25 protein-coding genes and 1 pseudogene are annotated in these 25,886 nt (G+C 33.7%); 16 read left to right on the forward strand and 10 right to left on the reverse strand.

What is annotated here, in order from left to right; all coding sequences use genetic code 11:
- Positions 1-363: 363 nt before the first annotated feature.
- From AAGD42_RS06340 to AAGD42_RS06355, 4 genes and pseudogenes are all read right to left on the reverse strand, one after another.
- Entirely contained in the window at positions 364-576 is a 213-nt protein-coding gene (locus tag AAGD42_RS06340; RefSeq protein WP_341750096.1) for an MbtH family protein, read from the reverse strand.
- Between the two features lie 31 nt (positions 577-607).
- The gene (locus tag AAGD42_RS06345; RefSeq protein WP_341752675.1) at positions 608-961 is read right to left on the reverse strand and encodes a hypothetical protein; all 354 of its coding nucleotides are present in this window, start codon (positions 959-961) and stop codon (positions 608-610) included.
- A 98-nt stretch (positions 962-1,059) separates the two neighbouring features.
- Positions 1,060-1,353, reverse strand: a pseudogene (locus AAGD42_RS06350) (inorganic diphosphatase).
- 359 nt (positions 1,354-1,712) lie between these two features.
- Positions 1,713-2,823, reverse strand: a protein-coding gene (locus tag AAGD42_RS06355) for an IS3 family transposase (protein WP_410520931.1) whose coding sequence is annotated in 2 segments (ribosomal slippage) — positions 1,713-2,564 and positions 2,566-2,823 — 1,110 coding nt in all. Because the reading frame shifts where the segments join, the coding sequence is not laid out codon by codon here.
- Positions 2,824-2,839: 16 nt separating this feature from the next.
- Here AAGD42_RS06355 and AAGD42_RS06360 point away from each other — a divergent pair.
- Positions 2,840-3,187: a transposase gene (locus AAGD42_RS06360; RefSeq protein ID WP_341752676.1), complete on the forward strand. Its 348-nt coding sequence runs from the start codon at positions 2,840-2,842 to the stop codon at positions 3,185-3,187.
- A gap of 18 nt (positions 3,188-3,205) precedes the next feature.
- Here AAGD42_RS06360 and AAGD42_RS06365 read toward each other — a convergent pair whose 3' ends face one another.
- Complete coding sequence (locus AAGD42_RS06365; RefSeq protein WP_341752677.1) at positions 3,206-4,276, reverse strand: IS481 family transposase; 1,071 nt, start codon at positions 4,274-4,276, stop codon at positions 3,206-3,208.
- Between the two features lie 89 nt (positions 4,277-4,365).
- On the opposite strand from AAGD42_RS06365, the gene AAGD42_RS06370 reads away from it, so the two are divergent.
- Complete coding sequence (locus AAGD42_RS06370) at positions 4,366-4,563, forward strand: hypothetical protein (protein WP_341752678.1); 198 nt, start codon at positions 4,366-4,368, stop codon at positions 4,561-4,563.
- Here the strand turns inward: AAGD42_RS06370 and AAGD42_RS06375 are convergent.
- The 5 genes from AAGD42_RS06375 to AAGD42_RS06395 all read right to left on the reverse strand — a co-directional run bounded on the left by AAGD42_RS06375 (position 4,501) and on the right by AAGD42_RS06395 (position 8,955).
- The gene (locus AAGD42_RS06375) at positions 4,501-5,286 is read right to left on the reverse strand and encodes a 4'-phosphopantetheinyl transferase family protein (protein WP_341752679.1); all 786 of its coding nucleotides are present in this window, start codon (positions 5,284-5,286) and stop codon (positions 4,501-4,503) included. The two genes, AAGD42_RS06370 and AAGD42_RS06375, sit on opposite strands and share 63 nt — an antisense overlap.
- Before the next feature lie 143 nt (positions 5,287-5,429).
- Positions 5,430-6,101, reverse strand: coding sequence for an ABC transporter ATP-binding protein (locus AAGD42_RS06380; protein WP_341750104.1), 672 nt, complete (start codon positions 6,099-6,101; stop codon positions 5,430-5,432).
- On the reverse strand, positions 6,098-7,324 hold the full coding sequence (locus tag AAGD42_RS06385) for an ABC transporter permease (RefSeq protein ID WP_341752680.1): 1,227 nt from the start codon (positions 7,322-7,324) through the stop codon (positions 6,098-6,100). Before AAGD42_RS06385 ends, AAGD42_RS06380 begins: the two co-directional genes overlap by 4 nt.
- Positions 7,324-8,433, reverse strand: coding sequence for an efflux RND transporter periplasmic adaptor subunit (locus AAGD42_RS06390; protein ID WP_341752681.1), 1,110 nt, complete (start codon positions 8,431-8,433; stop codon positions 7,324-7,326). Before AAGD42_RS06390 ends, AAGD42_RS06385 begins: the two co-directional genes overlap by 1 nt.
- 201 nt (positions 8,434-8,634) lie before the next feature.
- Positions 8,635-8,955 carry a transposase gene (locus AAGD42_RS06395; protein WP_341753413.1) on the reverse strand — a complete coding sequence of 107 codons (321 nt, stop codon included), beginning with the start codon at positions 8,953-8,955 and terminating at the stop codon, positions 8,635-8,637.
- A gap of 254 nt (positions 8,956-9,209) precedes the next feature.
- Between AAGD42_RS06395 and AAGD42_RS06400 the strand changes: the two genes are divergently transcribed.
- The 14 genes from AAGD42_RS06400 (at position 9,210) to AAGD42_RS06465 (ending at position 25,811) form a co-directional block, all read left to right on the forward strand.
- Complete coding sequence (locus AAGD42_RS06400) at positions 9,210-11,015, forward strand: DnaA N-terminal domain-containing protein (protein ID WP_341760730.1); 1,806 nt, start codon at positions 9,210-9,212, stop codon at positions 11,013-11,015.
- A 535-nt stretch (positions 11,016-11,550) separates the two neighbouring features.
- Positions 11,551-12,072, forward strand: coding sequence for a hypothetical protein (locus tag AAGD42_RS06405; RefSeq protein WP_341752683.1), 522 nt, complete (start codon positions 11,551-11,553; stop codon positions 12,070-12,072).
- Positions 12,073-12,076: 4 nt separating this feature from the next.
- Positions 12,077-13,462: a hypothetical protein gene (locus AAGD42_RS06410; RefSeq protein ID WP_341752684.1), complete on the forward strand. Its 1,386-nt coding sequence runs from the start codon at positions 12,077-12,079 to the stop codon at positions 13,460-13,462.
- Positions 13,463-13,520: 58 nt separating this feature from the next.
- Entirely contained in the window at positions 13,521-15,056 is a 1,536-nt protein-coding gene (locus tag AAGD42_RS06415; RefSeq protein WP_341752685.1) for a hypothetical protein, read from the forward strand.
- A complete protein-coding gene (locus tag AAGD42_RS06420; RefSeq protein WP_341752686.1) occupies positions 15,049-16,599 on the forward strand; it encodes a portal protein in 1,551 nt (516 codons plus the stop codon). The genes AAGD42_RS06415 and AAGD42_RS06420 overlap by 8 nt, the downstream gene beginning before the upstream one ends.
- A gap of 4 nt (positions 16,600-16,603) precedes the next feature.
- The gene (locus AAGD42_RS06425) at positions 16,604-16,897 is read left to right on the forward strand and encodes a hypothetical protein (protein WP_341749863.1); all 294 of its coding nucleotides are present in this window, start codon (positions 16,604-16,606) and stop codon (positions 16,895-16,897) included.
- A 23-nt stretch (positions 16,898-16,920) separates the two neighbouring features.
- Complete coding sequence (locus tag AAGD42_RS06430; protein WP_341752687.1) at positions 16,921-17,880, forward strand: Rpn family recombination-promoting nuclease/putative transposase; 960 nt, start codon at positions 16,921-16,923, stop codon at positions 17,878-17,880.
- Between the two features lie 4 nt (positions 17,881-17,884).
- Positions 17,885-18,676: a hypothetical protein gene (locus tag AAGD42_RS06435; protein WP_341752688.1), complete on the forward strand. Its 792-nt coding sequence runs from the start codon at positions 17,885-17,887 to the stop codon at positions 18,674-18,676.
- Between the two features lie 425 nt (positions 18,677-19,101).
- Positions 19,102-20,445: a phage capsid protein gene (locus tag AAGD42_RS06440; RefSeq protein WP_341752689.1), complete on the forward strand. Its 1,344-nt coding sequence runs from the start codon at positions 19,102-19,104 to the stop codon at positions 20,443-20,445.
- 39 nt (positions 20,446-20,484) lie between these two features.
- On the forward strand, positions 20,485-21,045 hold the full coding sequence (locus AAGD42_RS06445) for a hypothetical protein (protein ID WP_341752690.1): 561 nt from the start codon (positions 20,485-20,487) through the stop codon (positions 21,043-21,045).
- Between the two features lie 113 nt (positions 21,046-21,158).
- Positions 21,159-21,695, forward strand: coding sequence for a hypothetical protein (locus tag AAGD42_RS06450; RefSeq protein ID WP_341752691.1), 537 nt, complete (start codon positions 21,159-21,161; stop codon positions 21,693-21,695).
- A gap of 148 nt (positions 21,696-21,843) precedes the next feature.
- Positions 21,844-22,644, forward strand: a complete 801-nt coding sequence (locus tag AAGD42_RS06455; protein WP_341752692.1) for a hypothetical protein — start codon at positions 21,844-21,846, stop codon at positions 22,642-22,644.
- A 57-nt stretch (positions 22,645-22,701) separates the two neighbouring features.
- Positions 22,702-25,020, forward strand: a complete 2,319-nt coding sequence (locus AAGD42_RS06460; RefSeq protein ID WP_341752693.1) for a hypothetical protein — start codon at positions 22,702-22,704, stop codon at positions 25,018-25,020.
- A 224-nt stretch (positions 25,021-25,244) separates the two neighbouring features.
- Positions 25,245-25,811, forward strand: coding sequence for a hypothetical protein (locus tag AAGD42_RS06465; RefSeq protein ID WP_341752694.1), 567 nt, complete (start codon positions 25,245-25,247; stop codon positions 25,809-25,811).
- The last annotated feature ends 75 nt before the right edge of the window (positions 25,812-25,886 follow it).

Below are 25,886 nucleotides of genomic sequence, written 5' to 3' on the forward strand. Positions count from 1 at the left end.
TACCAAAGATTACTTGTTGAACAAAACTTGGTTTTCTTATCAAAATTTTCTGTTTTTACAATTTCAAATTGCTGCTAATTAATTTCCTTATAACAAAGACAAATTACTACAACATTTTTACTTAAAGCAGAACTAATTTAGATATAAATCAACAATTTAGAATCAATCCGTCCTCTGAACGTCTTATCAATGGAACTCTAGAGACCTCTTGCAAAAAATCCATACTTTCCCACAAAAAACTTTTATTAGTTTTACTATATAGTTGATGGTATATTAGTAGATACCTTTTTTACTTTATTTATAATTTCTTCAATTTATTATAAACTCAAAAAATGAAAGTTTTAGGAATTATCCAGGTATTATTTATGACACAACAATTTTATCCATTTGTTGTCTAAGGCTTTTTGGCCTCATATCAGTCCATACTTCTTTTACATAATTGAGAACTTCCTCTTTCTTCCCCTTAGACCCCACTTGTTTCCAACCTAGTGGTATTTCCTTCCAAGCAAACCATATTGAGTATTGCTCTTCTTCATTTACTAAGCATATATATTCTTCATTATCTTCTTCTGACATATCTTCTCCTATCCTATTTATTAATATCAATTTACAGTTTAGTATTATCATTTATTAATTCTTCTTCTACAACTTGTAAAAATCCTACTCCTTTTCTTGTTTCAAGGTCAATGTCAGCTATGCATCTTACCTGATCATAATTTAGGTTTGTAGTACCTTCAATATGCAGCATTCCTTTCCCATTGCTAAAATCTAATTCTTTTACATTGGTGTTGTTTAAATCAACATTAATACCCAATTCCGTACCACCTCTAGTTTGGGTAAATTTTACATGAATATAACCATCTTCTATCCTTTGTTTTATTTCTTCATATGGTTCATCTCTATGACCTATTACCACCTTATGTTTACTTTTACTTAATCTTTGTACTAATTCATTGGTCATATTTACCTACTCGATTTATTATTTATTAATTATTTTTGTTACAGTATCTATATTCTAAAAACTGTCCAAGAGTATAAACCTTTAAGATAGGGTTTTACTTATTCGGTTAATCTCATTACCTCTTCTTCAATTAGTTTTTTAGTTGTTTTTACATCCTTCCAACCCAAAACTTTTACCCATTTGCCTCTTTCAAGATATTTATAACGCTCAAAGAAATGTCGTACCACTAGTTTAAATAGAACACTAATATCTTTGATATCACCAAAAAAATATCTACCTTATAACAGTACAGCAATAATTTTTTTATCCATTCCTGATTCATTTTCCATCATCAATACTTCAACGGGTCTACATTTTATTATAGCCTCAGGAACAACAGAATAATTTACCATAAAACTAAGTCTATTTTAAAATGAAATAGGCTTATCTTAATATCTATAAAGCTATTTGGTAAAACAACCTTAATCCTTACAAATAAACCTTGGATATAAGCCCAAATATCTAGAAAACAGAAAAAATAACTAACTCAATAAATGATAAACTATTTAATTTAGTTATTTTAATATAATGAATGAAAATTAATACTTTTACCAATAAAAAATTAAAGAAACTATTAATTTTTTTATAAAATAACAAAATAGTCACAGTAGCTAATTTTATAAAAAATTTACTGGGGGTAAGGTGGTCCCCTTTGTCTAGACAAAAATTTAGATAAATAGAGATATAATTCACAAAAATTAAATTGTTGTTTTTATACAATATTTTTTTCAAAATATACACATTCTGGAGTTTTATAATCCAAAGCTTGATGCATCCTTTGTCTATTATAAAAGTCCATATATTCGTTAATTGCTGTCTTTGCCTCCTTTACTGTTGTTAAAATAATCCGATAAATTTTTTCCTGTTTTAATGATCGCCAAAAACGTTCAATAAAAATATTATCTAAGGCTCGTCCCTTACCATCCATACTAATCAAGATATTATGTAGCTTTAGCATACTAATAAAATTCTCCGAGGTAAATTGTACTCCTTGATCAGTATTAAATATTTTTGGCATACCATATTTTTCTATAGCGTCTTCAAGGGCTGTTACACAAAATTCACTTTCCAAACTAATGGAGATTCGCCAACTTAGAATATAACGACTATACCAGTCAATAATAGCTACTAAATATACGAACCCTTGGCTCAGTCTTATATACGTTATATCTGCACTCCAAACCTGGTTTGGCAATACTATTTCTAATCCTTTTAGTAAATAAGGATATATTTTATGTGCCTGATTCCTCTTGCTTAAATTTATTTTAGGATAAACAGCTTCAAGACCCATTATCTTGTAGTAACGTCTAACAGCTTTACGACCTACCGAAAAACCTTGGGCTTGTAAATATTTAGCCATCCGCCGCATACCATAATATGGATGCATAGTATAGGTCTCATCAATTATTGCCATAATCTTGATATCTTGTTCACTAATACCAGTAGGTTGATAGTAATAGGTTGACCTGCTAATATCCAATAACTTACACTGTTGTACAATTGTTAACTTATTATGATTAGGCTCTATCATATTACACCTAACCTTTAATTCCAAACAATGCAGATTTTTTTTTGAGCCAGTCACACTCAACGCTTAACTGACCAATTTGCTCATATAGATTCTTGATTAACCCCTGCTGATGTGTTTTATTCTTAAAACCTTGTACTAACAACTCAAGACCTTGTTTTTTCCAGTTACTTATCTGTGTTGCATGAACACCATACTTACTGGTTATCTGGGCTATTGTTAGCTCTCCCTTAATTGCTTCTATGACAATTTTGGCTTTCTCCTCAGCACTATATTGCCTTACTTGTTTTTTCATCTCTAGCTCTCCTTGTTTGCTAAAGAATTCTCTCTCATTTTTCTTATTTTTCTGTCCAAAATATTGGAACCATTATAATCAGGCAAGAAGCAGATATGGCTGGATCAAAAAGGGGAAGGATAAAACATTACCAACCAATAGCGGTTGGAAAAGAATGCATATAGTTGGAGCAATTAACATTGATAATTTACATTTAGTAGGGGCAACTAAGCCAAAAATAAATGGTAAATATATAATAGAATTTTTACAGAAATTAGAAGAAAGCATAGTCAAAAAAGAGAAGATATATTTGATATGTGACAATGCAGGATATCACAAATCGAAGTTGGTTAAGGAATATTTAAATGTAGAAGTCAAGATTTGATCTTACAGACCCCATAAATTAACTTATTAGATTGTCAGATAAGTGTTCAAGATACAAGATCTCATTATTTTTTTCAAACGCTAATTTTTTACTATCTTTAAAGGTTTGCATTGGAGTTTTACCATAGCAATACTTGCCGGAATGAGGACGTTCGTTATTATAATAATGTAACCAGGTATCAAGATCTTTTTGCAATTCAAAAAGTGAATTGTAAATCTTTTTACTCATTGCAGTATCATAAAACTCATTTTTCATGGTTTTATGAAACCTCTCACATATCCCGTTAGTTTGAGGGGAATATGCTTTTGTAACGGTGGGTTCTATTCCTTCAATACTTAAAAACAATTCAAAGGCATGATGTTCTATATTTCCTTTATATTCAGTACCACGATCAGTTAATATACGTAGTATAGGAATACCTTGTTCTTCGTACCAAGGTAGAACTCTATCATTTAACATATCAGCAGAGGTTATAGTTGTTTTGTCTGTGTATAATTTGGCATCCGTCACCCTGGAATAGCTATCGATAAAAGTTTGACCATAAACCTTACCTATTCCTTTAAAGTTGCCAACATAGTAAACATCTTGACAACCAAGATAGCCTGGATGTTCTGTCTCTATTTCCCCATGTGCCTCTTTAAGATTCTTACGATTCTCCAAGACACGTAATTGAGCTTCCGTAAGTATAATGCCATCCTGAGCCATTTTAGTTTCTAAAGCTACTAGCCGTTTCTTAAGATTATTGAGATCGTTCCTAAGCCAGATAGATCTAATGCCGCCGGGAGATACTAAAATCCCATCTTTTTTTAATTCGTTCGATACACGAAGTTGACCATAAGCGTGGTACTCTATTGCCATGTCTAATACCGCTTTCTCTACAATAGGATCAACTCTATTAGCCAATATGGGTTTCTTACGGCTTATTTCATACAAGGCTTCATCGCCACCATTCTCATATAATTCCTTGAATCTATAATAACTATCTCTGCTATACCCCATTGTCTTACATGCACTAGATACATTTCCTAAGCTTTTTGCTAGTTCAAGTAATCCTATTTTTGGTCTTATTATTTTCTGATTTAAATTCATTTTAATCTCCATTTAATAATTTGTTTATTTTACTAAATGTAAGATTAAATCTCAACTACTTCAATTTAAATGATTCAAAAATAGAAATAATGTACTTGCCGCCATGTAGTCCTAATTTAAACCCAATTGAGCGATTATGGAATTTTACACAGTTTTTTGGACAGAGCCATAAGAAGAGCAATATTATGACTTCTACAGAAGTTTTTTTATCTTTTATATCATACTTAAGCACAGAGTACATCAAGTATGAGATTCTCAAAAACACCTTGTTGATTAATTGCTTTTAAGTAGACTATCACATTTATTTTAGTTTCAGTGGCAATAGCTCCAGAATAATTGGGTGTTGTTTTTAATGTATAGCTGTATAGTTCCTGCTTAGCATTATTGTTGTTGCTAGTAAGAGTAATCTTATCATATGAAGCAATAGACATAGCTTCTATGGTATTAATAGGGTAGGATAATCCTTCACCAATAGCTTTTACCAACGCTTCTTTTCTAGCCCAGAGAGTATAAAAAGTTTTATATCTTTCTTCGATACTAAAAGACTCAAGTAATATAATTTCTTTTGGAGTAAGTACCAAATTTGATAATTCCATTACATCAAGAGTATTATCATGAAATTCTATATCTATGCCAACTTTATGGTTATGTGCTACTATATAATAAACCATATTATACGAATGAGACATATTAAATTGAATATTGTTATCCTTTAAAAAAGGTTTGCCATACCTGTTATTAATAAATTTTAAGCTATGAGCTGGCTGTTTAGTATAGTAACTTAAAATATACCTAAGGATCCCATGTGAAATAACGTAACGATCGATAAGTAACTTGGTATAATACCTCCTTGCTTGTTTCCTTTCCCCTATAGAAAGGAAACTCCAAAATTGGTCTAGGTTGCTCGTGCATTTATCCATATCTACGATATAGACAAAAACCTTATCATAACCATTATTCACATCCAATAAATCTATATTATTGGAATCTAAGGTATTAAATAACTGCATATACTATTTAGTTCTTAATTAACTTTTTGAAGCTCTGGTTTATATACAATCAATACACAATACACTTCTACTTATATCACTCTTAACACCTAGATAATCTCCTGAAACTGCTGCTGTAATTTTTTTTGCTATAATCTTCCACATCATATTATCATACCATCTAACATTTGAATATTTGAAGTACAGTAGTTTGCTATTTCATTATTGTGTGTACTAATTATAAAGGTAGTATTATAGTGTTTGTTTATTTCCAAAATTAACTTCATTACTTGCAAAGTTGAATTATGATCTAGGTTACCAGTTGGTTCATCAGCAAGAACTAACTGTGGTTTATTAATGAGAGCACGAGCAATTGCAACACGCTGTTTCTGCCCGCCTGATAATTTGCTAGCTTTATTGTGTATATGATCTCTTAAACCAACGTATTCAATTAAATATTTTGCATAGTCAGTAATTTCTTTTGTAACATATCCTTTAGCTCCTGCTGCTGGAAAATAAACATTTTCTAAAACTGAAAATTCTGATAATAAATGATGAAATTGAAACACAAAACCAATGTTTGTATTTCTAAAGGTAGTCAATTGATTTTCTGATAAGGTTGATATTTCTTGTCCCCTTAAAATAACCTTACCAGACGTAGGACTCATAATTGAACCTATTATAGAAAGCAGAGTACTCTTTCCACTTCCACTCGGTCCTAATAATGCCACAACCTTTCCTTCTGGAATTTGGAAGGAGACATTCTTTAGAACTTTTTCTATTAACTCACCTACCACATAAGACTTGTTCAGCTCTTTAACTTCTAATAAAATCATAACTCTACTATTGCTTTAATAGGCTCTATTTTCGCTGCAGCCCTTGCTGGTATAAGTGCTGCGATACCACCTCCTATAATTGTTAGAATACTTACAATTAAATATCCCCCTTCCTCAGGAATAAGTGGTATAGATGACTGCCCATTAGGAGACTTAATATTATAGAAGACACTACAAAGTAAGTAACCAAATGTACATCCCATAAGTGTCCCAACAACACTTATTAATAGACCTTGGAATAAAAAAATACTAATTATAAATTTTTTACTCATACCAAAACTTCTCATTATACCAATATCGGACTTTTTTCGATAAACACTTAAAAATAGTGTGCTTGATACTCCAACAACTATAATTATAAGACTAAATGCCTGGATTACATTCCCAGTTTTAGATTGACTACTTAATGCTTCATTAATTCCATAATCTGTATTCTGCCATGAAGTGGCTTTAAGTTGAAATAAAAGTTCTATTTCCTTAGCAATCATTTGTGCTTTCCACATATCTTTTAATTTTACTTCAATACGTGAAACTCCATTAGTTAACTTGAATAATCCTTGAGAATTTTTGAGATCAACATAAACTATTCCTTGATCTATAATACTTAGACCAGTTCTAAAAATACCTTGTAATATAAATGTCTTAGAAATTCCTTGTGCAGATTGTAGTAAAATAAGTTGACCAACTCTCACACCTATTTTATCTGCTAGTAATTTGCCAATTATAATACTATTAATAGCAAGATACCCATTTCCGGAAATAACCTTACTACCTATACCACTAATAGCAGAAATTCTTTCAGGCAAGATACCATTGACCATTACGGGTTGGATATTATTATTGTGTTTAATAAATGCATTACCATTTATTTGCGGAGATAAGCCATAAACTTCATCATGAGTACCAATTATTTTATCTATTTTAACCCAATCGCTTATTTGTTTTTGAGGTAAATTATTAGCTATATTATACTCATATATATCAAAACTTTTATACTCTTTTATATTCTTAATTAATGAATCGTAAACAATATTATTTTTTTCTAAAGTTATGTGTGGGATATTTCCTAAGATTCGAGAAGTAATATATTGCTGCAGACCACTTACAAGAGAAGTAATAAAAACAAAAATCATTACTCCTAATGTTATTAATAAAATTAATAACATTGTTTGTATTTTAGAACTATAAAGATACCTAAATGCTACTTTAAGTCCAAATAACATTAGAATTCCTCTAAGTTATCAATTTCTTTATAAAAACTATCCTTTCCCACAAAGAATTTATCACCTTCATTAAGTCCCCTTGTGATAATAACTTTTTGGTCTGGCCAATCAATAAGATTTATTTCTTGCAACTCGGAATTTCTACTATTAGTTAACAATTTAACATAGTTCTTTCCATTTTGTTTAATTATAGCACTTCTTGGTATAGATATAGCTTTTTCAAATTTTGCCACAATAATGCTAGTATTAATAGATTGACCCGGTTTTAAATGTGTTGGAGTTGAGAAAATAATCCTGACAGAAATTGAACCTGTATTTTTATCTACAATAGGTGAAATAAAACTAATCTTACCACTAAAAATTATAAAGTTAGTATTATTTGTTTTTAGAAATACTTTCTGTCCTATTGCTAAATTATCTAGAAAAAACTCATCAATGTCTACTTCTACTTCAAGTTTTCTTAAATCCATAATCTCAAATATAAATTTTTGTATATCAATAACTTGTCCAGTGTCGACTAAGCGTTTTGTTATTACTGCATCGAAAGGAGAATATATAGTGTACTCTTTATTTTTTTTTATTACTGCATTAAGGGATGCTTCAAGTTTAAAAACATTTTGTTTTAAGTGTTTATATGCTGTTTCTATTTGTTCAAACTTAACACCTGAGATTATTTTCCTTTTATATAATTTTTTACTCCTTAAAAATTCCTTTTCTTTTTCAGTAAGATGTAATTTTGCTGAAGTTAAATCTGCTTCAGCTTGCTTTATTATTTCTTGCGATTGTGTATTATCAATTATAGCTAGTGTTTCTCCTGCTCTAGCAAAATCTCCCTCTTTTTTTAGTATTTTTATTAATACCCCAGGTATAGTTGACTGCACATTAATGACTTCTGCTGGACGCACTTTCCCGGTAGCAGATATAGCTAATATAGTAGGTTTAGAAGTTGCAATCATATATTCATCTCTTGAAGATGATGTAATTAACTTAAGTAGAATTACATAGGATAAGATAAAAACAAAAAAAAGTATAAGAATGATTTTAAGTATAAAATGCTTACTATAATATAAGCGTATCTTTTTTGCTTGAATCAGAAATTTAGAACTCATATCTGATAACTTAAATTATGTAAGTATTATATTAATTAATTATTATTTATATATCAAGTTTTTTTATGTGGCACAGAACACAAAGTAGTTTAAAAGTCATAATTTTAAGTTGTCATAACCTTAAATAGTTTGTGTCTATAATTATTAAATTTTCTCTGGCTTCAGTAATTTTGTTTAAAAATAAAGTTATTACTGAAATAGTTATTGTCCGGAATCTCGATCTATATTACAGTGATATTTTCTACGGATAGATTTTGCTTGAGTCCATTTATGCTCGATTAGATTTAAATCAGGACAATATGCTGGTAAATATTCAAGGATATAGCAAGCTTTTCTTACATCATCCTGCATATCTTTGTTCTTATGAAAACTAGAATTATCTAAAACTATCACACTACCATCAGGTAATTTTGGCATTAAATCTTTTTTTAACCAATTCGAAAAAGTTTGAGTAGTGGAGTAGACGTAATAGTCACCTATTACGCTCTTCGTTAGAACCGCATCGTACCCTATTAAGGCAATGGACTCAAGATATCATCATTTACACGGTATGCTCACTTAACATGACATGATATACTTATACAGATGCTGATTTATAACAATTCTTACCTCGATTTGGGTTCGTAAATCATCCACTAGAGTGTACCAGATACATATTAGGGTTTCAGGGTTTTTATAATTTCTCAAAAGAATTTCTATGGCTGTTTTTTTCTAAAACTCCTCAAAATTGACCTACAAAAAGGTTTATTTTTAACCGTTTTTCACGGGGAGGAAGTATGATAGAATCATTAACTTTTCCCGACGCTTTAGTTGAAAATCCTGATACTATCTTTTATAATATAGTCGGTAATTTTGTCCCGCCTGAATGGCGAAACCTTACCAATAATTGTGATAAACGATTAAGTACAACCTCTCGTCAACTTCTGTCGTTGATAGTTTCTTGCCTACAGATTTATCAAAAAGATAAACTATCAGAAGAATTACAAGAAGGTTATCACTTTTTCGAAAAAGAGCTAGGAGTTTGTCAAAGGCGAGTTAGACAATGTCTAAGAGAATTAAAAATAAGTGGGTTCATTGATTTTACTTTAATTACTACGATCAAATATAACATAAAATGCCACAATATTTTATGTATCAAACTCCTTAAGAAATTTATAAGTTTTCGTAAAGCTAATGATAATTCTTATCATTCTAATTGTACAAATATTCAATCTAGCCATCAAAAAATTTCAACTCAACAGGAAGAAAAATTTAATCCAAATGGCAAAAAATTTCCCCCACACAATATAATAGATAATAATATATCTATATCTTTATCTAGATGTGAAAAAAATGAAAAAAATTGTGGACAAAATTGTGGACAAATTTTGCCAGAGCTTGAATCAGCTAAGGAGCAAAATTTTAATTTGCCGTCTGAGGGAACAGTAAGAACAGGTGAACAAAATTGGTCAGAGCTTGAGTCAGCTGAGGAGCCAAGCTTTAATTTGCCGCCTGAGGTAACGGTAAGTTCAGGTGAACAAAGTTTGTCAGAGCTTGAATCAACTGAGGAACCAAGCTTTAATTTGCCACAGGAGGTAAAGATAAGCTCAGTAAGTGAAACGTTACCTTACAATTCCCCAGACAGTAATTCCGGCGACGCATCTCCAACTGATGATGAGTCAGATTCAGACTTAACAGGCGGTTCTTCAGGTAGCAATGAGGCTGAGCAACAGCCGGAAGCTGCAAGTTGGATTAGCAATCTTGCCAACAAGGCTAAAAACTTGTATGCATCTAAGAAGCTAGAGGAGTTTTACCCATTGACCAAAGAAGATGGGGCTTTGTTAAGAATGAGAACAGGTACTGACTACGAGTTGAGTTACATTAACAAGCTGTTGATTCACCTTAACAAGAAATATCCTAATCGTCGCTTTCCCTGCAAGCAAGCAGTACTGAATTACATGAAAATAGCTTTGATTTATGAACTGCGTAAACCAGCTTTGGTAAATAACGATAATTTTAACTTCATGGACGCTGCTACCAGAGCAAGTGAGGCTCGTTTGAGGGCGGTAGAAGCAAATCAAGACACTTCGGAACTATGGCAGTTGAAACGCAAGATTGTTGGAGCTTTTGAGTCTGATACTGCTGATAAATTACTGACTAGTTGTCGTTTTTTTGGAGTATGTGACGATAAATACCAGATTGATTTAGCAGATATCTCTTTGTCAGAAACTGATAAAGACACATTGCTTAATCAAGTGCAAGAGGTATATGGCAAGCAGGTTGATCTATTGCATATTATTAGCAAAAACACCACTGCCACTAGCAATAAATCAGCATCAATTTATTCAGGGCTAAGCCAACTAGACCCAAAGTCAGTATGGTATAAAATAAGGGAATATTTGTTAAAGTTATGTGGTGAATTCATTGATAAAACCTGGTTTAGCCAATTAGAAGCAATAGACGAAGATGTGAGTAGCAAGAAGATCACTCTTAAACCATCCAGTGCCTTTATTGGGGATTGGATTAAGAATAATTACTGGAGAGATTTAAGAGAGGCTTGCAGCAGCCAGAATTTTACTTTTGAGTTACTGCAAGTCCGATAGAATGGCAACGATATAAAATATGGCAAATGGAACAAAAGACTAATTGTATTAAGCGAAAAAAGAATGATTACAAAGAAGTTAATAATAATCAAGAGTTAGTTAATGAGGGTTGAAACAGCCATAAAACTAGCCATGGAAATTATTAAGACTTAGAAAACTTGATAGTAATGCGTCTTATAAGTGTACGAGTCTTTGATTGTGAATCATAAGGCACACTCTAAACTACTAATTTATAGCTATTTTGCTGAGATTTTTAGCAATTTTTGTCACTTTTTTACATTTTTTGACAAAAATTGTCCGCGAAATCACCCGGGGGGTACCCGCGTCGCAAAATGGGGTATAGGGGGGCGTTTCGCGAAAATCTTTTTAAGGTAATTAATCAGTTATTATTAAAAAATAAAAAATTAATAGAAATAGAAAATAATCTATTGACAGGTAACTATAAGTAGAATTTTAATATAAAAACATTGCTGGTAAAAAACCCGGGAATCAGGTATAATAGAGGGAATTACAAGGAGTTTTTAAAGATATCTATATGATTAAAAATTATGGTTTATTTGAAAAATATTTAGCAAAGATATCATCTAGTACCATCAGTAAGTTTGGCTCAATAGAGGATATTTCTAATTTCCTCTTATATCTTTGTGAACATGGTAACATCATTATCGCTGCTAAGAAGGCGGGTTGTATTTCACCACTTAGGTTGCACCGGATTATTAATAGCGATAAATATTTAGCCAAATGTGTCAATTTAGCTTTAGCCATTGCAGTAGATAGAGCAGAAGGGGTGTTATATGATAGGGCAATTAACGGTTATGAGGAAGTGACCTATAACAGAGATAATAAGGCAATTGCTACTAAGAAAAAATATTGCTCTAAGTCGTTGCTGGAATATCTTAAAGCTAATTTGCAGAAATATCAAATAAGAAAGCATGAAGGTAGTAGTTTTAGGAAAAGTGGCTGTGGAACAGAGCAAAAGGTACAAGCCCAAGAAATGGCAAAGATGATTGATATAACTAATTTTGAAATAGAATCTTACGGGGCAGATAGTTTATAATGTGATGGAAACTACTAGTAAAACCAACAAAGAGCTAGCTAACTCTAGCAGCATTAAATTTCCGGTGGAGTGGTCACCATATCCATTCCAGTTACCTTTGTGGAGATATTTATACTCGGGTGGTAAGAAAGCTATTGCCGTTTGGCATAGAAGGGCTGGTAAGGATATTATGGGTATTAACTGGATCACTGCTAGTGCTATTCGAGAAGTTGGCATTTATTGGTATGTCTATCCTACCTATAATCAAGCCAAGATGAGTATATGGGATGGTATGACACTATCAGGGCGTCCTTATATGTCATTTATTCCTAAAAGCATTATTGCTCGTAGTCAACAATATAAGCAACGGATATTATTTAAAAATGGTTCAGTGATTCAATTTGTTGGTAGTGATCGTTATGCTACTATTAGGGGCAGTGGTATTAAGGGAGCGGTTATCTCAGAATATTCTTACCATGATCCACGAGCTATGAGTTGCGTTATAGAGCCGATGGTAATTCGTAATAATGCCTGGTTGCTTTATCTTTATACGCCTTCTGATAATCCAAAATTAACCCATGGCGAAGAATTATACCGGAAATATCAGGATAGTTCGGAAGTATTTTGCCAAATAAAAACTATTGAAGATACTACGGATAATGAGGGACAACCATTAGTCGATAAAAATAAGTTGGATTCTGTTGATATGACTAACGAAGAAATTCAAAGAGAGTTTTATTGTGATTTTGCTGCCTATCGTTACAAGAGAGCTGATCAAGGCGGTACCTTTGTTGAACAATTACGGTTAGCTGAAAGTCAGGGGCGTATTGGCTATGTGCCATTTGATGCAGGATATCAGGTTAATACTTACTGGGATATAGGTATTGTTGATTATACAGTTATTTGGTTTGTTCAAGAGAAACAAGACTATATCGATATTATCGATTTTTATATGAACAGGGGCAAAGATTTAGAGTTTTATCTTAATCATTTAAGAACTAGACCTTATCAATATGGACGTAACGTATTGCCGCATGATATGAGTCGAAGACAAATGCCGACTTTGGATACAAGGTTACAACAAGCCAATGAGATAGCAGAAAAAGTGGGCTTCTCACCTTTTGCTATTGGTAGGAAATATTTGCGAGAAGAGATGATAACTAAAGCCAGAAATTTGCTAGGTAAGTGCCGAATAGATGACAAGAAATGTCAGCGTGGTATTAACGGTCTCTATGAGTTTGATGCTACTAAAAGAGGCGTGCATTCTAGCTCCTCGAGAGCTACTGATATAACCGAGAGCTTTTGTTATTTAGCGATGGATGTTAAAACTGGTAATGAGCAACAGCAATCGCAATATAATATACTAAAATATCGTCAAGTAATGAATGATTATAATGCTTTGGAGAGGTAAATAGGATGGGTGGAAGTACTATAAATATAAACAGCAATAATATAGATGAGGTAGTATAATGTCATTTTGGACTAACCCTTGGAAAGCAACTAAAAGTTTTATTAATAAGTATATTCCTGGTGGTAAATATCTTACTGGTGATGATCTATCAAGGCACAAGCGTAACTATAATGAATCACGCGATCGCTATGAGAATTGTACTAGTGAAGTAACAAATACTATCAATAATCTATCTCGCGAAATACAACAATCAATGCAGGGTTTACGTTCTCTAGAGGATCAACAATACCAATATAGCAATAGAAGCTATGAGATGGAAAGTCAATTAAATCAGTATGCTAGCCAATATGATAGTGGTTTAAAGCACATAGAAGCCCAAAGAGCTAGGCTATCTTCCTCAGCCGAACAACTTAAACAATCTTTTGAAAGATTGAAACAGAAGGCTCCAGCTCTCGAAGCAAGAATGAGAGAAGTGGAGCAATTACTGGGTGTCTTCCAAAATCTCTACGACCGAGTAGCCCAGCAAAAAGACAGTTTACGAGGGTTAACAGAAGAAGCGGGCAGCACAATTGCCAAACATCAGCAAGATGTTGAATCGTTAAAAAATCAACGTCAGGCAATAGAAGAGAAAATACGTCATTCTATGAATGATATTACTAGGGAACATAAAAATATAAGCAGCGAAAAAGCAGAGCTTGAGCGTCAGTTAGGTAATTATCAAGCAAGTCAAGATCGTCTATTGCGAGATACTAGTAATTTTGATCAGGCAAGACATCAATTAACCAGCATCATTGAGCAATATAAACAACACAAAAACATAGAAGAACAAATAGCGACTGATTATGCTAGCCGGAAATCGCATGTTGAGGAGCTACAAAATAAGTTAAGGAGTTATAGTGAATCTGCACAAAAGGATATAGATTACCATACTCACGATTTAGAGTGGCGGGCTGGGAAATATCAGACATCAGCCAGCAATACAGGTTTAGTACAGGGGATAGCTCTTAGTCTCGCGACCTACGGACTTGGTGCCGGAATCTCATCAATACTAGGGGGAGGTAGTTCAATTTTTTCTTCTATAGCTGGTGGAATAGGTTCAGGGTTACAAAGTCTCTCTCCATTTGTTGGTATTGGTCATTATATGAACAAGTCAAATATTGTTAATAAATTGGGAAACTTTGAAAAAATTAATCTTGCTAATAACCAGCAATATGATGGTATGTCAGGTAATTTAGAGCAAATGGCAAGATATGGTAGATCAGGACTAGAAAAAATGCCGATAGCTGAACTTGGTGGTTTAAAACAAGCAGTGGAGCATTTTAACATGCGGTCAGTACCCCGATTAAACGATTTGCCACAATTATCTGAATCTCTTGGCAAGGTAGTCTCGCTTAAGGATATTGAAGGGTTAACCCTTGGTTTGCCTAGCATGACAGCCGCTAGCGGTAAGCAATATAATTATGAGGTGTTATATGATAACGATTTTATCAAGAAACTCAAGAAAGTATCAAAGAAGCTTGGTGAGCCATATTTAAACCCAAACTCAACTATAAACTCAAATTCAACCCGTAATATGGTAACAGCTTATGGCTGATAATGATTTAAACAAAAAGATTGAATATTTTGACAATCTCAAAAGCAAGCGGGAGAAATGGCATCATATATGGGATGAGCTGAAGAAATATGTTTGTCCACAAACTGAGAGTAATAAGGTAATATTTGATTCAACTTCTATTTGGTCAAGAGAGCAATTAGCATCAGGTTTACAAAGCTTGCTAGTAAATCCAGCAATGAACTGGTTTAACCTTACAATAGTTGGTGAAAATGAAGAACAGCAAGAATATTTAACCACAGCTGAACGCAACATGTTAGCCCAAATGTTAGAAAAAACTTTAATGGATATATTCAACAATCCTGCTTCTAATTTTTATAATCAGATTCATCAGTTTTTTTTGAATTTATCAGCCTTTGGTACTGCAATATTCTATGTTGAAGAAGATTTAGAATTACCCCAAACTTTGTTTTTCCGTAATATTAATTTACAAGAGTGTTATTTTGAAGAGGATAAGTTTGGTTTTGTTAAAACAATGTACCGACTCTTTAGTATGCCAATTAAAACCGCAGCAGCTAAATGGGCGGACTTTGCCCCTTTCAAGGAAAGACTAGCCCGGAATCCTGATGAGATAGTAGAAATATTGCACATAGTTAGCCCACAAACTCAAAATCAGAAGAATAAAGCCAGAAAACCAACGGCAACACTTGAATATAATTCGGAATATATCTACCTAGCTGAGCAAAAAATTATTAGTCAATCTGGTTATTCTTATTTCCCGTTTTTTGTAACACGGTGGGTAAAAGAAGAAGGTGAAGTATATGGCTATGCTCCGGCTCATTATGTACTACCTGATATTAAATTACTCAATAGTTTAAGACAAATCACCCTAAAAGTAGCCCAGAAGCAGCTAGACCCACCATTATTAGTGCCAAAAGATGGATATTACTTACCCCTCTATACTACGCCTGGTAGTGTTAATTTCTACCGTAATGGTATGGCAGATAAAATAATACCGCTAACTGGTATGGAAAATATCCTACCTACAGAAATTGAACAAAATCAATGTCGCGATGCCATATACAAAGCATTCTATATTGATATATTCAGGATGCAAAAGGAAAATAAAGAAATGACTGCCACCGAGGTGCAAATTAGGACGGAGGAACAATACCGTTTAATGTCCCCAATGGTTGGTAGAATTGAGAGTGAGTTATTAAATCCGTTAATCATGGCAATATATCAAACGCTAATCAAATATAATAGAGTGCCAATTTTAGAAGGAGCAAATAGCCCGCCCGAGATAGAGATTGAATATGTTTCGCCATTATCCAGGGCCCAGAAAACATCAGCAATATCAAGCGTTGAGCAAGTATTAGGTTTCTTCCAAAGAAGTGGAATCAGTAACTTTTTTCCTGAGATTTATGATAATATCAACTGGGATGAATGTTTTAAACTATTTTTTGAGCTGCGAGGCTCCCCAAACTCAATCCTCAAGAACGAGCAAGAAGTATTACAAATAAGGCAACAACGTAAGATGATGCAAATGCAACAGTTACAACAGCAACAGATACAAGGGCAATGATCAAATGAAACTATCAATTAACTCATCATCCCCACCAAATTTACTAACAAAAGAGCAATTAAAATCAATTTATTTGAAGCTTTTTAGTGGAGAAGATGGTAAAATAATATTAGAGGATTTAGCTCAGATGAGCGGCATATATCGTAGCAATTTCGTTCGGCAAGAAAGTGATTACACTGCCTTTCTTGAAGGACACCGGGCTTTGTTCCTATATATATGCTCACAGGCTTCAGAAGATGATGGAGTTAATAATATTGATGGTGCTAAAATGAACCAGATAAATAAAGGCAACATTTAGTAATAATTAAGAGGTTATATTATATGTTTTTATCAAAATTTCTTGATCCTAAAAATGATTTTTGTTTTCGCCAAATATTTGGTACTGAAAAGAATAAAGATATACTTGTTCATTTTTTAAATGATGTTCTCAGCCTTGAAGAAAATGAGAAAATAATTAATGTAACGTTTTTACCAACTAACCAAGACCCAGATATTGCTGCATATAGGCAATCTATTGTTGATGTGCTATGTCAAGATCAAAACGGTAATCAAATAATCGTAGAGATGCAAGTAAGTAAACATAAAGGATTTGAAAAAAGAGCCCAATATTATGCAGCTAAAGCATATTCTCAGCAAATACTTGAGGAAGATGAGGAATACAAGAAAATGGCAGTATATGCCAAATTAAAAGGAGTAATATTTTTAGCAATAGCGGATTTTATGATGTTTGACGATAAAAAACATTGGAAATCAGAGCATCGTCTTTTAGATACAAAGACCTATGCCAATGATTTAAAAGATTTTTACTTTGTTTTTTTTGAGTTGACGAAATTTAATAAAAGTATAGAAAATCTAAAAACTATTGAAGAAAAGTGGATGTATTTTTTTAAGCATGCAGGAGATAGTGCATTAACATTAACAGAAATAGAGCATTTAATAGGTAAGGATGAAATTATTAGGAGAGCCTTTGAGGCTGTAGACCAAGCTAGCTGGAGTGAAGAAGAATTGCGTACCTATGAGAAAATAACCAAAACTCGTCTTGATAATTTAGCGGTAGAGCAGCAAAAAATTGAAGATGCTGAAGTTAGAGGGGAAGCTAGAGGGGAAGCTAGAGGCAAAGCTGAAGGCAAAACTGAAGGCAAAGCTGAAGAAAAAATAGCCACGGCAAAAGAAATGTTAATTGATAATGAACCAATGGAGAGAATAGTTAAGTATACAAAACTAACTCTTGAAAAAATAAAGAAGTTAAAAGAAGAGATAGAAACGTTAAAAGAAGAATAAGCAGATGAGCAAAGAACTAATTGCCAATAACTATGAAACTAGCCCTACTTCCTCTGGTAATGACTGGTTAGCTAATATGCCTGAGGAAATACGTAAAGCTGAGTCATTGGGTAAATTCAAGGATGTATCATCTTTAGCTCAGAGCTATTTGGAAGCAGAGAAAAGTTTGAATCAGCGAGTTGCTGTGCCAAAAGATGACAGCTCTGATGAGGAGTGGCATAAATTTTACTGTCGGCTTGGATTGCCTGAAGATAAGAAATATACTGATAAACGATCCAAGGAAGATGAGGAGTATTTAACTCGTTATGAGGACATGTTTTACCAAAGCGGATTATCTAAAAGGCAAGGGGCAAAGCTGCTTAATTCACTGTATGGTTTTTCGCAGGATTTGCAGAAACAGCAACAAAATGCTATTGAGCAAACACGTCACTCTCACATTGATTGGCTGAAAAATACTTATGGTAATGCCTTTGATAATAAAATGACAGTGATGCAGGCAGCCTTATCTAAGTTTGGTACTAAGGAATTGGCTGGATTAATTGAAGATTCGCATTATGCACCAGCTCTAGTAGATTTATTAGTACGAGTCGGTGAAACTTTAAAATCCGACTCGTTAGTAACTGGTAAAGAGCTGCCAACAATTAATAATCGAGACGGGGCATTAGCAGAGATAGAAAAACTTGAATCTGATCCTGAGTTTGTGGTAAAATTAAGGAGTAAAGACCATACGGGACATGAGCAAGCTGTTAAACGTAGGGAACAATTATATAAAATCGCTTATGATAAAAAACAATAGACTTCCTGCATAAGTCAATCTAGTTGGTGATTTTGTCGTCGAAACTCGCCTCCGTTCCTCACGTACGTTTATGTACGCTGCGGTACTCGGCTTCGTTTCTCCTAAAAATCCCTCAACTATCTTTGACTTATGCAGGGAAGTCTAATAAAAAATAACGTAACCAACCAATCATTAAAGTTATGATGTAGGTGACAACTCATTTAAGGCTGCAACTTCGCAATAACCTAATCATAAAAGAGCCACTAATAGCATAATACTCTTCTGCTTTGAAGAATTGGCTTCGTAAAACTACGGGTAATTCGCGTACTCACGTACTAAATGTACGCTCCGCTCGCTCACCCCTTGTTTTACACTCCAATTCTCCAAATCATTTGAGTATAGTTGTATCGTGCTTTAAATATTGATAGATTATTTGAGGAGGAAATATGGAACAAATAACAGATGGTCTTAAAGAACAATTTGCCAAAAATATCAACCTAGTTATTCAACAAGAAGGTTCTAAACTACGAAAATGCATTACTAATGGTACGCAGGATACTGAGGTAATTAGCTTTGAGTCAATGACTACCCACGAGGTGGAGAGTAGAACTAGACACCCCGTTGATCATAACGATTTGCATGGGCATTATGCTAATGATGGAGACCGTGACAGACTAGAACAAATAGAATTTAAAATACCAACTATTTCAAGACGGTTTTTGACAGCTTCCGCCTATCATTGGAACGCTACTATGGATAGGAACGATAAGCTAAACCTATTAACCGATCCCACCTCACATTTTCCTAAAATGGCAGGTTGGGCAATGGGTAGGCAACAAGACCGGGTAATTATTAGTGCTTTTGCCAGTCCTGTCAGAGCAGGACGGACAGGCAACAATGTGATTAACTTTGACGTAGCTAATAATGTGGTACCAGTAGGAATTAGGGTTACGGATAGCAATTTAACCTTAAATGCTCAAGCTGCAGTTGCTGCCAACAGAGCTGTCATTAACTCGAAAAGAGCCGGGCTAACAGTTGATAAATTAATCAAAGCTCATCATATCTTAAAAAAACGCTCTTTTGGCATGTATGAAAAATTATACTTACTATGCTCAAGCAATCAAATCTCAGACTTACTACGTGACCCGCAAATTACCAATTATGACTATAATAACGTTAGAGCTTTAGTAAGCGGTGAAGTTAATAGTTTCTTAGGATTTACCTTTATTACTAGTGAGATGTTGGGTGGTATATTTGATAATACTGGGGATGCGAATCAATCTAGATATGCTGTTAAAGATTGCTATGCCTTTAATGAAGGAGCTATAAGATTCAACACGGTCAGTGGTTCTAATAAGAAGGGTATTGAAGAGCTAGTACAATACCACTATGCCAAGGTATTATATTACAGTGAAGCTTTTGGAGCTAGCCGCGATAATGAACAAGCAGTAGTAGTAATAAAATGTTTAGAGAATTACGATCGTAGCAGCCATCATGGTATATTGTGGCAAGCAGTAGCCAATGAAAATCACAAGAGAGGTGTGCATAGTATAACAATGCCATGGCAGATGTTTGGCAATCAATGTCGGAATATAGATAATACAGAGGATATTGATAATAATGCTCTAGCAGTAATTGCCAACGACAATTTAGCTACTAGGGTACGAGGGCTTGGCATGAGAAGAGCGGCAGCCGGTGTTGCTGCTGTTGATGTTGGTATTGATGCTGATATTGTTGAGGATGATGACTTTGTTGGTGGTGTTGTTGAGAGTGAGCATGAAGATGGGTAACTACAAAATTTATTCAATAAACTTCCTGGTGTAACTACCGTGAAATATGAAATTATCAAGAAGGCAGTAGTACTACTTGGGTCAAATGTTGGTATTAGTAGCATTGGTGGCGGTAGAGTATCAAAAGCCGAGGAATTATGTGAGGAATTTGTTAACCCTGCTATTGAAGATACTATATTAATGGTTAAATGGTCGTTTGCCTTACGGAGAGTTGATAATATTGAAGGTAATAGACAAAACTTCACTAAAATACCGAATATTGATGATTGTATTAAATGTGCAGTAATAGTACCATCTAATCTACAATTTTATACGGAAGCAGGTAGGATTTACTTTAAGGGAGGTAAACTTACCTCGCTGTTTTACTACAGCAGAAATATTGTTGATAATTTACTAAATAACGATACGACTATTTGGCAACAAGTGCCTGAGAGCTTTAAGTTATTAGCAGCTTTATCGTTAGCCTCACAAGTATCATTTGCTATGTATTCAGATAGTGTGTTTGCTGATGGACTAAAGAAACAATATTTAATCAAATTAGAAGAAACAAGAAGAATTTATTCAGCTGATTATAACCTAATTAATTCCGGCGAAGTATGATTAGAACATAACTTTTTTAATAATATTGCATAAAAATAGAAAATAATTGATTGACAGGCAACTATAGGTAGAATATATAATATTAATATAACTAATAATTAATAGGAACCATAATGTTTGCTGACAAAAATGAAAGCCGCCTTGAATTTTTGTCAGTTCATTATTTATGCACTCTTTTAAGAATTGTGCTAACAATTTTTAAAAGAGTGGGAGAAATTATGCAACAAGAACAATTTGTTTATTCGCAAAAAAACAACTTTTCAGGTGGTGAGCTAACTCCGACCATTGAAGGTAGAACTGAGCTGGCATTGTATCAGAATGGCGTTAAGAAGCTGATTAACTTTATGCTACTGCCGTCAGGTGGCATTATGCGTAGACATGGTACACAATTTGTTCATTTATTCGATAATAATGTACCAAAGAAGATGGCAGCCGTGATGTTTTCAAGGAAATTGTCCTACTTGCTAGTTTTTGAATCCCATAATTTACATACTAACTGCTTATTTTTTGTTGGCGGTGAGTTATTGCTAACCAATAAAATTATTAAAGATGATGGGCAAGATTTTCATTTTTGTCCTAAGGATTTCTCTTATGTAGTATTTCAAGGAATTGCTTATATCTCCTTTGGTGATAAGAGACCAATCTTTTAAATTCTCCATTGACCCACAAGTTGTTGAGCAATTTTACCAACATATTGAAGAGCAGGCAAGAAAGAGATAGGTAGAATATGGTGAAAGAGCCGAGATAGCCTCTAGTAGTAGCTATGAGCTAGCCAGCAATTTTCCTGGTAAAGAGAAGATGTTTATTATCGAACCACTGAAATGCCAAGTTAATTATTTTACTGTAGGGCAAACCGGATATAATACCATACAAAAACCTTTTAATGAGGTAATCTATGGGGCAGAAGTAGATAAAATTAACGATACACTAAAAACCCTTTACCAGCAAGCAGCAAGTTTATCATATACTAAAGAATCTCCCATCTACCAAGCCAAGCAAGAGAAATTATATTGTACTTCAGTGGTTACTTTTGAAAACCGATTATGGTGCTTTGGAGTTAATAAAAATATTCATTCAATTTGGGCAAGCTATAAGGGAGATTTTAGTGATTTTAGGATGGCATATAGAACCCTGCTAGAGGCTCGTAATCCTTTAAGTGCTTTTTCGGCAACTTTCTCCTCTTCAACTTTTGATAATGTCCTATGGTCAGTGCCTTTTGCCGATGAATTATTATTAGGCACTAGTGATGGTATTTATTTAGTGAAAGAAGGAGATCGAGCTAAGGGAGAATTTGTCAAAATCCATAAGGAGATTGAGCTACCAATATCACCACTGAAACCAGTAATAATCGGTAAGACCATCTTTTTTGTTGAAGGTAATGGTTGTAAAATTAATAGTTTGTATTATTCACAAGAAAAAGGTGGTTTTCAGATATCAGACATCACTGCCTATGCTGAGCATATATTTGCTGGTGGCATTAGACAAATTGTCGGCTGTAATAGTCCCTTTTCAATGATAGTGGCAGTGTTAAAAAATGGCTCTTTTGCTAGTTTTATCTATTCACATGATTTAAAAATTATGGGTTGGTTGCAACATTAGCTAGGTGGTAATGGTCAAGTATTAGGCATTACGCCAATCTATGCTGAAAGTGCCGATATGTTATATTTGCATGTTAGGAGAAGTGATGATACTGGCATAAGCAGTAAGGAATATCTAGAAGTACTGCAAACTCGCTATTTTTCTGCTAAGCATTTCGTTACCGATAAAGCCGTTTATGCTGACTGTCACGTTAATATCCAACAGCCCGGAGAGAATGCCGCTTATCGGTCAATGATACAAGCATTAAAGGACGATAGTGCTTATGAGTTTAGAGGTGATATAACCAAATTAGAGCATATTGTACAAGCTCAAGCAGAAACTATCCTAAAACTTAAGTTAGATAATGTTGGTAATTCTTTTAAATACAAAAACAAGCTAATTGCTAATTATGATGAATATAGACCCGAAATAGAGAGTTTTTTACAAAAATATTATCAAAATTATTTGCCTAAGATTATGAATATTTTGGCGATATCTTTTGCCTATCATCGAATATTTTCGCGTATTTATGCGGAATTAGACAATATATTTTTAAATAATCCTGAAAGCTTTGTGACAATCGAGCAATTATTATATGATGGTGAGCGGCTTGGTGGGGATATTATTGAAGCGGTAGAAGGACTAAATGAAGATGATGTACCAGCTATTTTAAGAGATGGTGGCTTAATGGAATATCTGCCTAATAGTGCTTTTTCTTTCCGTCCAACTATTTGTTTGCAAATAAAAAAGCTAAATACCGATCTAATTAGGTTAATTGCTGGTACGGTGCAAGATATTCTAAAAAATGCTAAGTCAAATATCGATTCACAATTTGAAATAAGTAAAGAAATACAAGAGATGCGATCAGCGGTTAGCCATATCAATAAGAGAATATTGCTATATTATGCCCAGCATGATAGCGATAAAAAATGTGGACTGCTAGTTAATTTAAAAAAGTTTTTTGCCAAAACTGGAGTGGATTTTTACCCAGAATTGCTAAATATCGCTCATCCAGAACTTACTAAATATATATTTGGTGAGCAAAGCAAACAATTAATTAGCCAGCAAATTACTGAATTTGACCAACATACTAACAGGCAACAAATAAATGATAAATTATCAACTATTACCAATCAATTAATCGATAAATTACAACAAATACATAATGACAACAAGATTAATGAGCTAACCAATTTTAAGAGGCGAGAAGAAATAGTTGTTTGTCTAAGAAGTATCATACTCGATAAACCATTAAGTAAAGATGTTCGAGAATATATTTTGTCTGATAGTTTTAGTCAAACTATCGATAATGTTGTAGATGAAGTAGCTAACAGAATTGCCACAACAATGGTAAGAGAGTGCGGCTCCTCATTAGACTTCCTGGATAAGTCAGAGATAGTTGAGGGATTTTTAGGAAAAACGAAGCCGAGTACCGCAGCGTACATAGACGTACGTGAGGAACGAAGGCGAGTTTCGACGACAAAATCACCAACTAGATTGAGTTATCCAGGAAGTCTATTATCGTCCTCTAGAGCGTCGGTATATAGTGAAGAAGATTATACTGAACCACTAGCGGATAAAATATTTGAGCAAATGCAAGAACTCAAAGAAGGGCTAGCTTATTTGCAGCGGAACATTATTGAGTATTGTCAGTTAATTATGCCGAGCTTTCATCCAGCTTTACTGAAAGATATTCTTGAAGATGAGAAGAGCATAAAATTAGAGAAATATTTACTTTTATCAAAAAGATATTTTCCTGTTTTTAAAAAACTATTTCCTGATATTGGTGGTTATGAATTAAGTAGTATAGCTCGCAACTGTCTGCCATCATTCCAGCAAATAAATATTGCCACTATATTACCAATCTTTCAGAAAATAGCCGTGTCTATTATTGGTGATGAAGAATTACATGATTTACGAATTATCGATAATGAGCTGATTAAGCTAAAACATCCAGTAAGACATTTGTCGGTAGGCTTTCCTTATTCTTCGATATTACAGACTTTTCCCCTGATATTCCCAGATGAAGTAGAACATACTCCGAAAAAAGATGCGGAACTTGGCTTGAAGGTCTTTAATAGTAAAGGTGGTTATATTGAAGAAAGGCTTGATAATGGGCAAATAGATAGGCAACATATTAATAGTAGATATGTAGATAGTGATGCATTGATTAGATTGGTTAATGATAAGAAATATTTAACAACATCAACAGCTACTAAACAAGCATGTGACTTATTTACCACTCCCTATCAATCAGGTTGGATAAATTTCATTATGCACGGGGAAATTAAAACTGATATTGATGTTACTTTTAAGGTCGATAAACCTTATCCGGTTAGTATATTAAAAATCTATGCTAAGGCAAAAATCTTGCCAAATTATAAGGGTAGTGGATGAATAAGCGAGAGACCCCCACTAACCACAAGGGTCATAACGCCGACCGAGTTCCCCAGTCCAAGTACCAATCGGATAATGCCCTATTCTTCGAAAGAATCGACTGCTAAAAATACCTCCCGTTAGGCAGATTTTTCAGCACATTACACAACTAATACTAGTTATAGTATAACATATTTTTGCAATAAATTAAATAGCTAAAAATCTTTAAACGGTAAAAAATAGCAATGTTTGATCTCCTAAATTTTTTCTCGAGTAAAGAGAGTATATTTGCTACAGGAGCCTCTTTGTTTAATACTTATGCTCAACTCAGGAGTAACAAAGAGAAAACCAAGCAAGCCTTATATGAGCAGCAGCATTTGTTGAGGCAGCAACAGGAGAATGTCAGGTTTGACCGTCAACAACTAATCGAAAGAACGGCGGAATATGGAGCAATATCAAGTTATCATGTCGATATGCTGAGGCAGGAGCAGTTATATAATCGCCAACAATTGGGCTATAATATCCTGAAAACTGGTATTGGTATAACTGGCACTGATTCAGCTGGTTTATTACTACGACATATGGCTTATATGGATGAGATGAAGGCAAGAAGTGTAGAAGCTGAACATTTTCACCAAAGACCAAGATCAAACTTAAATACGGCAATGATTGATTTAAACAAGGAGGCAATTAACCGTAATATTGCTTCGATCAGGTCAGCTTCACCTTGGCAGAATCTTGGTACGGTTTTAAGCGGAGTATCTGATCTGGCTAGGATATCAAGAATTAACGAAGGTATAATAGACAAGTAAAAAATAAGAATACCGCAAAAATAATGGCAATAGCTATTAGTGGATTATAAAAATCTGTTATATTTATAGATATAA

The organism is Candidatus Tisiphia endosymbiont of Dioctria linearis, from assembly GCF_964026545.1.
Lineage (GTDB): Bacteria > Pseudomonadota > Alphaproteobacteria > Rickettsiales > Rickettsiaceae > Tisiphia.